General features: G+C 68.0%; 13 protein-coding genes. 6 read left to right on the top strand and 7 right to left on the bottom strand.

Annotation, left to right across the window (positions count from 1 at the left end; translation table 11 throughout):
• Positions 1-25: 25 nt before the first annotated feature.
• Together D3869_RS14885 and D3869_RS14880 are read left to right on the top strand one after the other, a co-directional pair.
• Complete coding sequence (locus D3869_RS14885) at positions 26-1,486, top strand: aldehyde dehydrogenase family protein (RefSeq protein ID WP_137140796.1); 1,461 nt, start codon at positions 26-28, stop codon at positions 1,484-1,486.
• A 27-nt stretch (positions 1,487-1,513) separates the two neighbouring features.
• Positions 1,514-2,692, top strand: a complete 1,179-nt coding sequence (locus tag D3869_RS14880) for an iron-containing alcohol dehydrogenase (protein WP_137140795.1) — start codon at positions 1,514-1,516, stop codon at positions 2,690-2,692.
• A 189-nt stretch (positions 2,693-2,881) separates the two neighbouring features.
• Here the strand turns inward: D3869_RS14880 and D3869_RS14875 are convergent, their stop codons facing one another.
• On the bottom strand, positions 2,882-4,813 hold the full coding sequence (locus D3869_RS14875; protein ID WP_137140794.1) for a tetratricopeptide repeat protein: 1,932 nt from the start codon (positions 4,811-4,813) through the stop codon (positions 2,882-2,884).
• 460 nt (positions 4,814-5,273) lie between these two features.
• On the opposite strand from D3869_RS14875, the gene D3869_RS14870 reads away from it, so the two are divergent.
• Together D3869_RS14870 and ppk2 are read left to right on the top strand one after the other, a co-directional pair.
• Entirely contained in the window at positions 5,274-5,525 is a 252-nt protein-coding gene (locus D3869_RS14870) for a hypothetical protein (protein ID WP_137140793.1), read from the top strand.
• Positions 5,526-5,615: 90 nt separating this feature from the next.
• On the top strand, positions 5,616-6,446 hold the full coding sequence (ppk2, locus tag D3869_RS14865; RefSeq protein ID WP_137140792.1) for a polyphosphate kinase 2: 831 nt from the start codon (positions 5,616-5,618) through the stop codon (positions 6,444-6,446).
• Between the two features lie 19 nt (positions 6,447-6,465).
• Here the strand turns inward: ppk2 and D3869_RS14860 are convergent, their stop codons facing one another.
• The 3 genes from D3869_RS14860 to D3869_RS14850 all read right to left on the bottom strand — a co-directional run bounded on the left by D3869_RS14860 (position 6,466) and on the right by D3869_RS14850 (position 10,583).
• Positions 6,466-7,911, bottom strand: a complete 1,446-nt coding sequence (locus tag D3869_RS14860; protein WP_137140791.1) for a hypothetical protein — start codon at positions 7,909-7,911, stop codon at positions 6,466-6,468.
• Positions 7,912-7,913: 2 nt separating this feature from the next.
• A complete protein-coding gene (locus D3869_RS14855) occupies positions 7,914-9,827 on the bottom strand; it encodes an esterase/lipase family protein (RefSeq protein WP_137140790.1) in 1,914 nt (637 codons plus the stop codon).
• A gap of 132 nt (positions 9,828-9,959) precedes the next feature.
• Complete coding sequence (locus tag D3869_RS14850; protein ID WP_137140789.1) at positions 9,960-10,583, bottom strand: hypothetical protein; 624 nt, start codon at positions 10,581-10,583, stop codon at positions 9,960-9,962.
• A gap of 616 nt (positions 10,584-11,199) precedes the next feature.
• Between D3869_RS14850 and D3869_RS14845 the strand changes: the two genes are divergently transcribed.
• Together D3869_RS14845 and D3869_RS14840 are read left to right on the top strand one after the other, a co-directional pair.
• Positions 11,200-12,048 carry a DUF2092 domain-containing protein gene (locus D3869_RS14845; RefSeq protein ID WP_137140788.1) on the top strand — a complete coding sequence of 283 codons (849 nt, stop codon included), beginning with the start codon at positions 11,200-11,202 and terminating at the stop codon, positions 12,046-12,048.
• Positions 12,045-12,794 carry a hypothetical protein gene (locus D3869_RS14840; RefSeq protein ID WP_137140787.1) on the top strand — a complete coding sequence of 250 codons (750 nt, stop codon included), beginning with the start codon at positions 12,045-12,047 and terminating at the stop codon, positions 12,792-12,794. The genes D3869_RS14845 and D3869_RS14840 overlap by 4 nt, the downstream gene beginning before the upstream one ends.
• Before the next feature lie 31 nt (positions 12,795-12,825).
• On the opposite strand, the gene D3869_RS14835 is transcribed toward D3869_RS14840, so the two are convergent.
• The 3 genes from D3869_RS14835 to D3869_RS14825 all read right to left on the bottom strand — a co-directional run bounded on the left by D3869_RS14835 (position 12,826) and on the right by D3869_RS14825 (position 14,618).
• A complete protein-coding gene (locus tag D3869_RS14835; protein WP_137140786.1) occupies positions 12,826-13,653 on the bottom strand; it encodes an aminoglycoside adenylyltransferase family protein in 828 nt (275 codons plus the stop codon).
• Positions 13,654-13,817: 164 nt separating this feature from the next.
• The gene (locus D3869_RS14830) at positions 13,818-14,102 is read right to left on the bottom strand and encodes a glycine zipper family protein (protein ID WP_137140785.1); all 285 of its coding nucleotides are present in this window, start codon (positions 14,100-14,102) and stop codon (positions 13,818-13,820) included.
• Positions 14,103-14,216: 114 nt separating this feature from the next.
• A complete protein-coding gene (locus tag D3869_RS14825; protein WP_137140784.1) occupies positions 14,217-14,618 on the bottom strand; it encodes a Rap1a/Tai family immunity protein in 402 nt (133 codons plus the stop codon).
• Between the last annotated feature and the right edge of the window lie 871 nt (positions 14,619-15,489).

Genomic DNA, 15,489 nt, shown 5'->3' with positions numbered 1-15,489 from the left:
CACACTCCAAATTCGGATGCCCACCATGTCCCTGCCTTCCTACGACTGCTTCATCGACGGCCAATGGCGCCCGGCCCATTCGCGCGAGACGCTGGAGATCCTCGATCCCGCCGACGGCGCCGTCCTCGCGCGCATCGCCCGCGGCGGCGCGTCGGACATCGACGAGGCCGTGCGGGCCGCGCAGGCGGCGCTGCCGGGCTGGGCCGATTGCGTGCCGGTGCAGCGCGGCCGCGTCCTCCACGCCATCGCCCGCCGCATCCTGGAGGAGCAGGACCGCCTCGCCCGCATCGAAAGCCAGGACACCGGCAAGCCGCTGGCCCAGGCCCAGGCCGACGCGGTCGCCGCAGCGCGCTTCTTCGAGTATTACGCCGGCGTCGCGGACAAGGTGCTGGGCAGCTCCATCCCGCTCGGCCCCGACTACGCCGACTTCACGGTGCGCGAGCCGCTGGGCGTGACGGCGCAGATCGTCCCCTGGAACTACCCGTTGCAGATCGCCTCCCGCGGGCTGGCGCCGGCGCTGGCGACCGGCAACACGGTGGTCCTGAAGCCGGCCGAGCTGGCCTGCCTCAGCGTGCTGGAGCTGACCCGCATCTGCCACGAGGAGGGGCTGCCCCCCGGCGTTCTGAACGTCGTTCCGGGCCTCGGGCAGGAGGCGGGTTACGCCCTCGCCGCGCACCCCGGCGTCAATCTGGTCGTCTTCACCGGGTCGGTGGCGACCGGCGCCCAGGTGATGCGCACGGCGGCGGACAACATCGTCCCGGTTCTGCTGGAGCTGGGCGGCAAGTCGCCGAACATCGTGCTGGCCGACGCCGACCTCGACGACGCGGTGCCGGTGCTCCTGAAGGCGGCCTTTCCCAACTCGGGCCAGACCTGCTCGGCCGGGTCGCGCGTCCTGGTGCAGCGCGCCCGGCACCGCGAACTGGTCGACCGGCTGGCGGCGCTCTGCCATGGCCTGAAGGTCGGCCCCGGCCTGCAAAACCCGGACATCGGCCCGCTGGTCAGCCGCGCCCAGCAAGGCAAGGTGCTGGACTACATCGGCATCGCCCGCGACGAGGGAGCGGAGGTCATCACCGGCGGGACGCCCCTGCCCGGCGCCGACCTCGGCCGCGGGAACTTCGTGTCGCCGACGCTGCTGGACGGCGCGCGCCCGGAAATGCGCGTCCATCGGGAGGAGATCTTCGGCCCGGTCCTGACCATCCTCCCCTTCGACGAGGTCGAGGAGGCGGCGGCGCTCGCCAACGCGACCGACTACGGGCTGGTCGCCGGCATCTGGGGCCGCGACGTCGGCGCGACCAACTGGCTGGCCCGCACCGTCAAGGCGGGGCAGATCTTCATCAACTGCTACGGCGCCGGCGGCGGCGTGGAGCTTCCCTTCGGCGGGTACCGCAAGTCCGGCTTCGGGCGTGAAAAGGGCCTCGACGCGCTGCTGTCCTACACGCAGGTGAAGAACATCTGCACCCGCATCGCCCTGCCCCGCCGCTCCTGAGCCCTTCCGCACCACGAGGCCCCCGCCATGTCCTCCCCCGCCATGTCCTCCTTCCCCGTTTCCTCCTTCTCCTGCCCGACGAAGATCCTCTTCGGCGTCGGGGCGCACGAGCAGCTTCCCGACGTCCTGCGCGAATGGAACGCCACACGCCTGTTCGTCCTGCTGGACCCGGCCCTGGCCGACAGCGTCATCTTCCGCCGGATCGAGGCGCTTCTGACCGGCAACGGCGTCGCCCTGTCCGTCTTCACCGGCATCGAGCCGGAACCGGGCGACCGGACGGTGCAGGCCGCCTTCGAACGCTGCCGGGAGCAGGACGCCCAGGCGCTGCTGGCCATCGGCGGGGGAAGCACCATCGACGTGGCGAAGGCGGTGGGCATCCTGATGACCAACGGCGGCCGGATCGCCGATTATGAGGGGATCGAGAAGTTCGCGATCCGCCCGCTGCCGCTGATCGCCGTGCCGACCACCGCCGGCACCGGGTCGGAGGTGTCGGGGGCCTGCGTCATCACCGACACCGAACGCAAGACCAAGATGGCCATCCGCCACGCGGCCTTCAGCCCGGCGCAGGTCGCCATCCTCGATCCCCTCGCGGTCGGCTCCATGCCGGCCCATGTCGCCGCGCATGCGGGGATCGACGCCTTCGTGCACGCCTTCGAATCCTACCTGTCCAAGCGGGCGACGGTCTTTTCCGACGCCGTGAACCTGCACGCGATGACGCTGATCGCCGGAAGCATCCGCCCCTTCGTCGCCGACCGGACCAACGTTCCGGCGGCGCTGGACATGCTGTGCGGGTCGGCGCTGGCAGCGATGTCCTTCGGCGTCACCGGCCTCGGCAACGTGCATTGCATGGCGATGTCGGTCGGCGCCCTCTTCCCCGTTCCGCACGGCCTCGCCAACGCGGTCTGCCTGCCCTACGCGGCGGCCTTCAACGCGCCGGCCAAGCCGGAGCGCATGGCCCGGGTCGCCGGGATCCTGGGGATGGACACCGCCGGCCTGTCCCAGGAGCGGGCGGCGGAGGTCGCCGTGGACGGCCTGCGGACGCTGTGCGCCGATCTCGGCATTCCGCCGCGCCTGCGCGATGTGGGCGTGACCGAGGATCGGCTGGACGAGATGGCCCGGCGCAGCTATGCGGCCGACTACAACCGCTGGAATCCGCGCCACACCAGCGAGCCGGACTTCCAGGACCTGTTCCGCGCGGCCTTCTGATCCGAAGCGGGCGGACCGCCGCCGTGGCCGCCCGCTTCCCGTTCCCGCGGGATTCCCATGATCCGTTCCTCGCTGAGCCGGCTCCTCCTCATGTCCGTCCCCTTGCCCGACGGACTCCACCACGGAGCGGAGGCGTTCGGAGGCGGCTTGCGGCCGTTTCCAGGAATGCGGCGGCGGCGCAGCGTCGCGTCACGGCGCTGAGCGCCGCTCGCCGTCGGCCATCTGCGGCGGCGGAATGGCAAGACCGGCCTTGCGGAGGCCGTCAACGATCCGGACGATGGTGTCCGGGTGGATGTTGCGTCGTTCGAATTCAGGGATCGCCTTGACCGGGAAATTCGGGTCGAGCCGCAGGATCTCGGAGACCGCCTTCGCCGCCTCGGCCCGGTTTCCGGTCTGGCCGTGTATCATCGCCAGCGCGACATGGCCGAGAATGACCTCGCGCCCCAGATTGGCCCGCCGCATCTCCTCGAGCGCGTCGTCGTAGCGGCCGTTCACGTAATGATAGGTGGCGATCACGATGCGGTACCAGCTCGGCTGCGCCGGGTTGCGCGTGAAGGCCTCGCGGATCAGCGGAATTCCGCGCTCCCAGTCACCGGTCAGGCTGTAGCAACGCCCCAGGTCGGCGAGGATCGCGCTGTCGTTCGGGTTGAGCGCGAGCGCCCGTTCGTACGCGGCGATGCTGCGCTGCGGCTCGCGGCGCATCCACCAGGCAAGCCCGAGTGCCTGATGGGAAAACGCGCTGTCCGGAGCCAGCGACACCGCGCGCTCGGCCAGTTGCAGCCCGTCATCGACCGGATTGCTGGGCGCCGGACCGGTGTTGAAGCCGAGCCGGGCTTCGTCGATGGTGACCATGGCGAGCGCTGCCCAGGCTTCCGGGTAGCCGGGGTCGTTCCTGGTCGTCCGTTCAAGACAATCCCGCACCTCGGCATGGAGGGCGGCGCTGAGCTGGCGCCAATATTGACGGGTGCGCAGAAGGCAGGCATAGGACGACAGGTCCTGTGGCGCGTGCTGTTCGTTCAACCGCGCCTCCTCGCGTTCGATCACGCCGTCCGATTGCGCCAGGGTGCGGGCGACCTGGACGGCGATGTCGTGGCGCAGATCCAACAGCCTGGTCGGCGTGACGGCGCGACGGAAACTGTCCGACCACAGGTAGCGGTGATCCTTGGCCGCGATCAGCGTGGCCGTGACCTGGATGTAATCACCGGTTTGAGCGACGCTGCCCTTCAGCAAATAGTCGACGCGGGTGGTCGGCACGGCCTCGCGCAGGGCCGGCGCCGAAGGGTAGCGGAAGCTGGTGTCGGCGCCGAAGACCAGAAAATCGTCGAAGCGGATAAGCGCCGCGACGAGGTCCTCGGTGATGCCGTCGGCGACGAGGTCAAGCGTCGGGTCGCCGGAACCGTTGGCGAAGGGCAGAACCAACAGGGCCGGTCCGCGCACCGCTCGCTGTGGCGCGGCGGGCGCCGCGGCGCGCTCCGACGCGATCGTCGAGGGGGCGGGAGCGATGCCGCGCCACCCGACGAAAAGCCCCAGACCGACCACGGCCAGGATCGTGACCATGGCCGCGACGGCCAGCCAGCGGAGCGGACGGTCGATGCCGTGCCAATGGAGCAAAGACGCGCGCAGCGGAGCCAGCCTGTCAGGGGATGGCGCCGAAGCCTTGCCGGACGCTTCGTCCGGAAGGTCGGTCCCGGCCGCGACCGGCGCCAGGGAGAACTGGGGGACGTAGCCGCCCTTGGGAATGGCGATGCGAAGCGGGTCGGTGGCGCCTTCGGTCAGATAATAATGTTCCAGGGAGCGGCGAAGACGGCCAGCCTGGATACGGACCACCGGATCGAGCAGCGGATCGAAGCTGGCGTCACGGTCGAACACATCCATGGCGATGGTGTAGGCCTTGATGCGCTTGGCGCGTCCAGCCAGGGTCTCCTGCACGATGAATTGCAGAAAGCGGCGTCCACGGGCGGAGCCACGCAGGCTGCGGCTGGCCAGAACGCGCGCCAGCGCCGCATCGATGAGCGGTGCGGTGATGGCGGAGGCGGATAATTTGGCGGTCTGCGGGTCGTCGGAGGCGTGAAGCACGAGCGCCCTCCATCCGTTAGGTCCATCCGGCAGCCGTGCCAACAAGGCAAAGCGGTTGCTGCATCACGCGGCCCATGCCTGAACGGCCGATACCAGCCAAGCCCCCGAAGCCGCAGGCGCCATGATCAGGACGCGCATCGCACAACATCGATAAATTCATTCGAATGCAAATAGGATTTTTCCACATGAACGGTGAGCACGATCATTGCAGAAAATGCGCATGACAAGGGCATGAGGCATTTTAAGCCAAAGAAATGGCGACTGGAACACTTACTGACGGTATAAGTGCTTTACGCCCACGCCTTGGCTGCGTTACTTCGTTCGGAATCATAGCCAGTCATCTTTTCGTGTGGCACGGGAATCCGTTCTGTTTACCTGTTACGGTATCAAAGCCAACCGTTTCACCCTTCAAGCCGGCGGGCAACCCGGTGCAGGTTGCCCTGGGGCAAAGCCCGGATCAAAGGCAGGCAGCCCGGCGTTCTTCCGGAACCGGGGAGACCAGCCCATGTCCGACAAGCTACGGCACGTCGTGGAGCGATTTCCGGACTTGGAGGGGGTGATCAAACAACACAGCGCCGACAACCGGTTCTTTCGCAGCCTCTGTGAGGATTACGGAGAAGCCGTCGAAATTTTGCGGGGATGGGAGGCGTCGAACGGCGGCCGACGCTCGAAACGCACCGGTGCGTGCCGCGATCTCATCGCGGACCTCGAACAGGAAATCCTGCTCGAACTCCAGAACCGGATCGACGGTGTATGACCATCCGCTGAGCCTGCCGCCGAGCCTGTCCAAGGATACGTCAGTCCCGTCACGGATCACACTGAACAGCCGTCCGCGAGGATGATGAGCATGGCGAAAAAACTGAAGACCACCCATCGCCTGGAGTGCGCGCAACCAAAGCTCAAGCGGCGGGACTACGAAAGCGCGCTTGCGGAGCTTCATGTCGAACTGGTGAAGCTGCAACAGTGGGTTGTCCACAAAGGCGTGAAGGTCTGTGTCGTCTTCGAAGGGCGCGACACCGCCGGCAAAGGCGGAACCATCAAGGCCATCACGGAGCGCGTGAGCCCGCGCGTGTTCCGCGTCGTCGCCTTGCCGACCCCGACCGAGCGCGAGAAGTCGCAAATGTACATCCAGCGCTACATCCCCCATCTGCCGGCCGCCGGGGAAGTCGTCATCTTCGATCGGAGCTGGTACAACCGCGCCGGGGTCGAGCGGGTGATGGGCTTCTGCACCGAGGAACAGGCGAAGCGGTTTCTCGACGCCGTTCCGCAAGTGGAGAAGGCCATCATCGAGTCCGGGGTGATTCTGCTGAAATACTGGCTCGAAGTCAGTCCGAAGGAGCAGACGCGCCGTCTGCAGGCACGGATCAACGATGGGCGGAAGATCTGGAAGCTGTCACCGATGGATTTGAAGTCCTACGGCCACTGGTACGACTATTCGCGCGCCCGCGACGACATGTTCGCCGAGACCGACACCGCCTGGGCGCCGTGGTTCGTCGCGCGGTCGGACGACAAGCGGCGGGCGCGCCTGAACATCATCCGCCACATGCTCGACCACATCCCCTACGAAGAGCTGCCCAGGGAAGCCGTGAAGCTGCCCAAGCGCCAGGACCCGGACGGCTACGAGAATCCCAACTACCCGTTGAAGGTCATTCCGGAGCTGCAGTGGCCCACGGGGTGACACCGACCGGCAATCCGGGTCAGCGCCGCCGAACGGACCATCGGCGAGCGGACCACAGGCCGGCAGCGAGGATTCCGGCCGCCACGGCACCCAGAAGGGCGAGGTCGCCGATATCCGACCGTGGAAGCCGGCCGCTCTCCCACGCCGCGCGGACCTTCTCCAAATCCTCCCGCAGCGACGGGAGGGGGAGCGCGGCGAGGTCCTCCACCGGGAGGGACCCCAGAATGCGCCGCGGGTCCGCCGCCGCCCGCCAGCGGCTGTCCAACGGCAGGGCCTCGGCGAGCCGGCCGACCTCCCCCTCGTCCGTGAAGAATTGCGGATCGAGCGTCAGCGGGAACAGGGTCGTCTCGCCCCGCATGCGCAGCTCGATCATCGCGTTCACGTCGTTGCAGACGCCCAGCGCGAAGTAGCCGCCGAACGGCAGCTCCGGATGGCGCCGCTTGACCGCGTCGTAGGCGCGCAGGATGGCGCCGGCGAGGCGGATCACCTCCATCGCCTCCTCCCCGCGGTAGCGGTGCGCCACCCTGCCCATGACCCAGGCCTGATCGCGCGTCACGCTCGGGCGGAACACGGCCTGGCCGTCGATTCCGAAATAGAAGGACAGGTCCGCGTTGACCACCGGGCCACGGACGACGAGTTCGTGCTGGGAATGGCTGACCGGAACCAGAAGGTTGCGGTCGGTCCCGGGGACCGGCAACTGGGTGTCGATCCAGAACGGCGTCAGGACGTCGCGGCCCTGATAGATCAGGTCGCCGAAATTGGCGAAGTAACGCGAATCGCGGACCTCCACGTCGTGACCGCTCCGCACCAGGGCTTCCATCAGGGCGCGGGGCGTGTCCAGCGTTTGGCCGTCAGTTTGGCCGTCAAGGGCGACCCGGTGGCGCTCCCCGCCGTCCGGCGGGTTCAGGGAGAGGCGGTTGAGCAGCTCGGCCAAACGCAGGCCGTCGGCGTAGCGCTCGGCCAGCGCGGGATCGACACGGTCGCCGACTTCCAGCCCGAAGCCCAGCGGGCGCAGATAGGCATCCGGCGCCGGAGGGGTGCCGGCGGCAGGGATGCCCAATTCCTCCTCGACCGCTTCCCCGGCCGTCGCGGCCTCCGGAGCGAGGCCATCGTCGCCGGACCGGTCCATCACCGCCCCGGCGAGCCGCACGGACCGGCCCATTCCCTGCACCGTCAGCCCGGGAAACCGGTCCAACCCCTCGAAATCCTTGCCGAGGATCATCTCGCGCAGCCGCTTGATCTCGTCCGGCCCGAGAATGCCGCCCGCCTTCGGATCGCGCCCGAGGCGCCGGTACAGGGCCTCCACGAAGTCCGGGTTCCGGGCCAGCTCGGCCATGACCTGCGAGACGGGCAGCCATGGCGCCTCATCCGCCCGCGGGTCCGCTTGCAAAGGCGCACAGCACAACAGGGTGCCGGACAGGAGGAGAGCCGAAACGGCGCGCCCCAGGCCCGTCATGGGGGCCATGATCACCGGGTCCGGCTCGCCACGCGCGGGGCGCTGGCGTCCGGCGGTCCGCACTCGTTGCGTTTCGTGCAGGACTCATCCCAATGCAGGAGAAGGATGCGGCGCACCTCCTCGATCGTGCGCGGATCGGACTGCGTCGAGTGGCCGGAACGCACGACATACTCGGACTCGACCCCCTCGATGTGGGCGCTCTTGTACTCCACGACGCCATCGTCGCCGGTTTCGACCGGTCCATCGCCGCGCACCGCGATGATCGAGTGCGCCTTGACCCCCGTGGCGATGGGCGTGCGCGCCAGGGTCTGGACCAGAAGGCTGCCGGGGGTCATGGCATAGACGCTGCCAAAGCCGGTTTGTCCGGCAAGCGTGGTGCTGGCGTCGCCCAGCCTGCCGATTTCCGAACTCACTCTCAGGAGACGCCCCGGCAATCGCACCAGGCTCGCGACCAGATGGCTGATGCGGTTGCCGGCGACATAGCTGCCGCCGTGCGGCGTGGCGATGAAAACGAGGCGCTTGACCGACGGAACCGGCTTCACGAACAAGGCGTTTGTCAGCAGGTCGCGCGTGTCCTGGTCGACCTGAAGCTGGTCGGGCGGTATGCGGAACACCGCGTTCCAGAATCGGGCACCCGTGTCCACCGCCGTCATCTTGGTCAGCAGGCCACCCTGGCTGTGCCCGATGACGACCATTTCGTGCAGCGCCGGTTCCCGTCCGGACGGGTCCAGGGTGGACACCGCCTCCTGCAGCGCGTCGCGCAACAGCAAGGCGGAGTAGGGAACGGGATTGCCCGTCTCGTAGCTGAAGAACCAGAACTGGAAACGGTCGCGGATGCGCGGATCGCTTCTCAGATCGTTCAGCATCTCGGCCCAGCGCACCGGGCTCGATGCCGTGCCGTGAACGAAGACGACGGGAATGCGGCCGGGCCGGTAGGGTTCCATCGCGACGAGGCGGGACGGCATCTTGTCCAGCAGGCCGCCGCGCAGGAAGCCGCCGAACTCGAATTCCCAGACCGGCATCCCATCCAGCATGTAGGCCAGCGTTGCGGTGTGCTCGACCTCCAGCGGCACCGGTTGGCGGTCGATCAGCACCGCTTCGGTTTCTGACGCGGGGTAGAGTTCGAGTTGCGCCCGCACCTGCCCGCCGGTGATCTGACGCCGGGGATCGGGGATGCGCAGCAGCGCGGTCACCGGCGTCTTGACGCGTGGGGCGACCTGGAAGCCCTTCGCCAGGGTGCCCTGCGTGGTTCCCGCCGCCAAGGGGGCGCCGATGCCGGGCTGGCGATAGCGGGCGTCGAGGCCATGAATCTCCAGCTCGGCGACCGGAAAGAAACCGGTCAGCTGGCGTCCGCCCCACACCAGTTCCCGGGGATCGAGGGTCACGTCCAGCTCGCCGAACGGCAGCGGATGGCGCGCCTCCCGAATGGCGATGCCGGTTCTGTCCTCCGTTGCCAGCCCGGAGGTCAGGCCACGGTTGTACAGGTCGGTGGCGAGGCGGAACCGGGGGTCGTAGGGGCTGGGCGGCTGGTCCACCCCTCCCGGAAAGAGAAACGCGTAGGCGTAGAGGGCGGCCGCCAGATAATAGGGCTGCCCTCCCCGCTCCTCGGCGTGCAGGAACGACATCTCGGCCAAGGCGAAGACCTCGTCGGCGCCGCCATGCCCCTGCGCGACCACCCCGCGGAGGTCGGCCATGGCGTTTTCCGGCTGCGTCAGGAAGCGGTCCACCAGGGACCACCGGCGCAGCACGTTGTGGGTCGGGTCGCTGAGCGCGTGCGCCGACAGGACATTGTGCGTGAGCTGCTGGTGGACGGTGACATGATCCACGCGTTCGACGCTGACCGCCGTCGCGCATCCCCCGGCAAGGAGCGTCCAGGCCAGCAGGACCGCGACGGCGAGGCCTCGCGAAAGGCAGGGCCGCCTCATCCCGCAGCCTCCTGCCCCCTCTCCCGCACCGCCCGTCGCCACCGGCTGGGCATCCTGGCTTGCGTGCACTCCCATGCCCTCCGCCTGTGCTTTCCGCCCACGCTCTTCAACGGCGTCCGCGGCGAGCGCCGTTCAGAACCAACTCTTGCGCGCCGGCTCGATCGACACCGCGAGGGCTTCGCTGACGACGGCGGTGATCGTGTCGCCGACCTTCAGCGAGGGGAGCTTCGCCTGACGGGCGGGGTCCGTCACGTTGACGGTGTAGACCTCGCCGCCGTTGGGATTCACGAGGTCGAGGCTGTTCGCGCCGAGGTCGATCCCGACCACCAGCCCGCTGAGCCGTATCACCTGCACGCCGATGCCGCCCGGCGCCTCGACCGAGCGCGCGACCGTCTGCTGCACCTCGTCCTCGGGCACGGGCGTGCCGGGCTGGGACACCATGAAGGCGACGGAGCGGTAGAACTGCGCGTCGACGGTGTCTCCCACCTTCAGCATCTCCAAGCGCACCGCCGGCCCGGCCATGACGGTGACCGGCGTGCCCGACCGTCCGGCGAGCGTGACCTTCCGCTTGGCCGCGTCGATGGCGGTGATTTTTGCGTGGAGCGTGACGGCGGCGCTTTCGGGAATGACGTTCGTCAGGACGGGTCTGCCCTGCGCCGCCGCCGGGTGCGGAGCGATGGCCGGGGCCAGGAGCGCGCCGCAGAGGATGCCCACTGCGGTGGCGGTGGCCGTTGGCAAGGTTGCACGACGCTTCATGCTGTCCTCCTGTCTTGCCCGGCATGCCGCTGCGCCGCCTATGGAGTGCGAAGCTGGAACGCGGGCTTGGGACCTCCGGTGTGGCGCGTTGCTGTCCACAGCCAAGTCCTGTAGCCCGGCGGGCCGTCCCTGACGAGTATTCTACGGTAGCCTGGATTTCGCTGGTCTCCGCCGTCGGGCCAACTGTCTGGGACAGGCCCGCCACGGCAAAGAGCGTAAACGTCGGACGGCTTTCGCGGCCTTGGTTACCGTAACGGATGTTACGGTAGCGTACTTGGCACGATGGCGGTGTCCGCCGTCCTGCGCCGCCCCCATCGCTCCCCATCGCTATGGACGATTGCCTTCAGGACAACCGGCCACGGGGGGCATGACGGTCGGGCGGGGTCTCCGTCCAACAGGGCCCCGCCCCGCCCCGGGCGCCCCCCACGCGGCCAGCGTCCTCGCGGGCGCACCGGCAACCCGTGGCTGCGATACCGTAGCGGCCTGAATCGACCGTGGCTGCTACTTTCAATGGCCCCATCCGATGATGCTCAATGATCCCAGGCCTTTCACCGATGCCGCCGGTGCGGCATCCGGGGCGAGCCCGGGGCAAGAGGCCGGGGCAGGAGGGGTGTCGATGAACGGACCCAGGTGGCTGATAAGGTCGGCGCTGTGCCCGCTGCTCTGCGCCTTCGCCCTGGCCGGGCCGGCCTTCGGGGCCGAGGCGCCGCCGTCCGACGGCCCGCCGCAAGCGGTCGAGCAGGGCGAGCCGGAAGACCCGCCGATCGACGACGAGGCGATGACCGTCCTGACGCGCATGGCCGACACGCTCGCCCAGGCCCAGCGCTTCACCGTGACCATCCGGGCCAGCTACGACGTGGTTCAGGACACGGGGGAGAAGATCACGTTCGGGGAGCGACGCGCCGTCATCCTGAACCGTCCCGACGGGCTTCGGGTCGAAGCGCAGGAAAGCGACGGCAAGCGGTCGCTGGTGATGTTCGACGGCAAGGCGATCTCCGTGCTCAATGTGGACGAGAACGTCTATGCGCAGATCGAGCGGGCCGGCACCATCGATGACACCGTGCGCTATCTGGTCCAGGATCTCCGGGTGCGGCTGCCGCTGGCGCTGCTGCTGGTCAGCACGCTGCCCGATGAGCTGGAGCAACGCCTTCAAACGCTCGACTATGTGGAGCGGGACACGCTCACGGCGGTGCCAACCGATCATCTGGCGGGGCGGACCGAGGACGTCGACTTCCAGATCTGGATCGCCGCCGAAGGCCCGCCTCTGCCGCAGCGCGTGACCATCACCTACAAGGGTGACGAGGGCGAGCCGCAATACCGGGCCGACTTCTCCGATTGGAACCTCAACCCGGACGTCCAGCCGGCGCAGCTCGCCTTTCATCCTCCGGAGGGTGCGGAGCGCATCCCGGTCATGATCCGTGTCCGCCGGACCGCAGCCGGCAGCGCGGAAGGAGCGCCGAAATGAACAGATCGTCACGGATCGCTTTTTCCATCGCCGCATCCCTGCTTGTGGTGGCCGGATCGGTCGCGGAGGCCTACGCCCGCGGCGGTGGTCGCGGCGGCGGCGGCCGAGGAGGCGGCGGCGGAGGGTTCTCCCGGTCCGGTCCGGCGGCGGGGGGCGGCTTTTCCGCCCAACGTTCCTCGGCGGGACGATCGACGGCGGGGGTGGGAGCCCGTCAGGCCGGCGCCACCCAGCGGTCGAGCCAGCGGGCGGCCTCTGCGCAGACGGCGTCCCGGCAGTCCGGCGCCACGGAGCGTTCCGCGCAGCGCGCCGAGACGCAGCAGACGCGCACGGAAGCCCGGGCCGACACGCGCAGTTCCGCCCAGCAGGAGCGGACCGAACGGCAGGGACAGCGGCAGCAGGGCCAGACCGAGCGCACGGAAGCCCGCCAGCAAGGCCAGACCGAACGCACCGAATCGCGGGCCTACGCGGCGCAGAACATCGCCAACGACTGGGACGGTCATCACTATGACGACGATGACGACGATTGGGGGTGGGCCCTTGCGGGTGCTGCGGTGGGGGCGACCGCCGGCTACATCGCCGGTGCCGCCACGGCGGGTCCCAACTACGTGACGGTGCTTCCCTGCACCCCCACCGTCGTGCCGTACGGCGGCGTCAGCTACTACGGCTGCGGCGGAACCTGGTACAACCGCAGCTATGTGAACGGAAGCGTCACCTACGTCACCGTCACCCCGCCTCCCGGATACTGACCGTTCCGGGCGAGGTCATGGCGCGGGCGTGTCAGCCTGTCGATCCGTCAATCCGCGATGTCCCGGCCATCAGGGGCCGAATGCGTGCGATGACGTGGTCGACATGCGCGCGCACCCGCGGCGCGAGATCGCTCCAATCCTCCGGCTCCTCACCGAGATAGGCCGCTCGGGCGTGCTCCAGAACGCGCCGATGCTCCTCGGGCAGACGCGCGAGTGCCCAATCGGCGGCCCCATCCTTCGGGAGGATCTCGCCGGTCGCGAGCGTCGTCCAAATCCGCGCCAGGGTCAGCAGCCCGTTCCGTCTGTCGTCCCCCTCTTCGATACCCGGAATCAGGATCGGCACCATGTCCACCATGGCTCGGACAAGATCCGCTCGCGGCACCGGATCGAGGACTGCGGCGACGGGCGGGCCAAAGAGCGGCAGGGCTCCGCGACGGGCCGTCTCGATCAGGACGGCGACATCGGGATCCCGGCATGGCCATTCGGGCATGTCGCCCCGCTCGAACTCGGCACGCATCCATTCGCCGTACTGAAGCTCAAGACTGCCTGGGTGGCGCCATGGGATCAGGGCCGGGCGGGCGAGGATGGTGAGTTCGATAGGGCGGCCCGGCCCGCCGACGGCGGTGCGTCCCGAGATCGGCAAGAGCTGACGGATGATCGCGACGCGCTCGTCGTCCGACAACGATCGATCGGTGACGACGAGGATGTCGAGATCGCTGTTCAGGCGCAGGCCACCCGCGACCGCCGAACCATAGAGATACGCGGCCAAGGCAGCGCCGCCGAGAACGTCGCGAACGACCGACGCAGCGGCAACGGTCTGCTCGCAGGATCGTGGTTCATGCGCCAGGAGCGGTATCATCGCGATCAGAATGCCAGCCGCACCGCAGAATGACAACGGCTGGCCGGGCTCCGCGATCGTCCTTCGCCCGGTCGTTGGCGATGCCCGTGACGAGGGCGCGCTCGCCGTCCAATGGAATCAGCGGCATGGCGAAAACGTCCCCGTCAGCGCACGATCAACGCGGGTCACTGGGTGCCGCTTCGCTGCGTGGACCCCTGCTGGACGCCGCGCTGGTAGGCGGAGGCCTCGGTCCGCTTGTGATAGTCGTAGAGCAGACCGCCGGCCAAACCGGCGCCCGCGCCGATGGCGGCACCCATGCCGGCGTTGCCGGCGATGGCGCCGATCAGCGCCCCGCCGGCAGCGCCACCGGTCGTGCCGGTGAGCGCGCGCTGCTGGGTCGGGGACATGTCGGAGCACGCCGCAAGGGGAAGCGCGACGACGGCGACGCGGAGGAACTGTGAGGGTTTCATGGTCTTTCCCATCCTGGTTGGCCCATCCTGGTTGGCCCATCCCGGTCGGCCCATCCTGGTTGGCCTTTGATCGAAGGCCGTGGACCGCGGCGGAGGAAGCGGATGCCGGCGGGATCAGGCGCGGCAGGGGTAGCGCTGGGACAGGAAGCGGAACAGCCCATCCACCGGCGGCGTGTCCATCAGCTTGGGATTCTGCTTTGCCCAGGCGACGAAGGCGGAAACGGCGTCGTTGCGCGACGGCGGTGGCGTCGGCGCGCACACCAGCTGGCGCTTGCCTTCGGCGGCCGCCACGACCTGATGGTACTGATAGGCGCCGACGGCGAAGCCATGGCAGAAATGGAGCGCCGCGATGCCGGTCGGGTCGTTCGGCGTGGCTTCGCACAACCGCACAAGGTCGCCCGTGGTCCGGACCTGAAAATTCGTTTCCGTGGGGCTCGGCCCCATCTGCGCGTTCGCGGCGGTGATCACCGTCGCCGTCAGGGCAACGGCCAGAGCGACCTTGGTTCGGTGTTTCATGGTTTGCTCCCAGCGCTTTTTGTGGGCGGCTTTTCAGAGGCGGTTTTTTCAGGGACAGGAGACGCCTTCCCGACGAACCGGCCGGCCCGATGCGAAATCGACGGACAGCCGATCGGCTGGGCGAGGTGCACAGGTCGGGAGAACAATTTAACCCGCAAGACACTGTGCTTTGGAAGGTAGCATTCCTCCAAGCCAAAGCGCAGTCATGCTACGGTAACGCCCACCGTATCGGTCATGGGATGAAGGCTGTTTTCTGTCCATGGGTCGATAATCGGACAGTATTTACGGCAACTCGAGGCGCGTTGCTTTATCAATCAAAAAAAAATGTGCGAAAATTTTAACCTATATTAGACAAAGAGCATTTGGTTTGGGTTTTCCGAAATGTGCATCTCATTCATGGGAAAAACCCGAAGCCGGAGTCCCCGCCGGAAGACGGTGCCGTCGCGCTGTTTCGGGGATGAGCGATCAAGACAGCGTGGCCTGATACGGTAACAGTGCCAACAGTTGCATGCTTCAACGCGGCGGATGATGCGGTGCAGTATTCCGTGCGTCGCAGTATTCCGTGCGTCAATGCCGGCGCCTTGGCCCCTTACGTTCTCATCCTGGGTCGGTATCCGCGGCGCCTCGGTATCCGCAGCGCCAATGCCGCACTGCATTCGCGGATGCACAGAAGCCGGTCGGCACGGCGAACACACAGCCGGCACAGGAGCGTACAGCCAAAGAGGACATGTGATGAAAAATCGGCAGGTGCCTCCCCTGACGGAACAACCGCCTCTGGCAACCTGGTTTTCAGCTTGGACCTCGGCATTTCCCTTTCTTGGCCCCTTCGCCGAACCCGCAGAAAACGGTGCCGCAGCAAAAGCGGCAGGGA

The sequence above is a fragment of the Azospirillum brasilense genome (assembly GCF_005222205.1).
GTDB classification, from domain to species: domain Bacteria; phylum Pseudomonadota; class Alphaproteobacteria; order Azospirillales; family Azospirillaceae; genus Azospirillum; species Azospirillum brasilense_G.
This window is presented reverse-complemented; position numbering and strand designations above follow the sequence as displayed.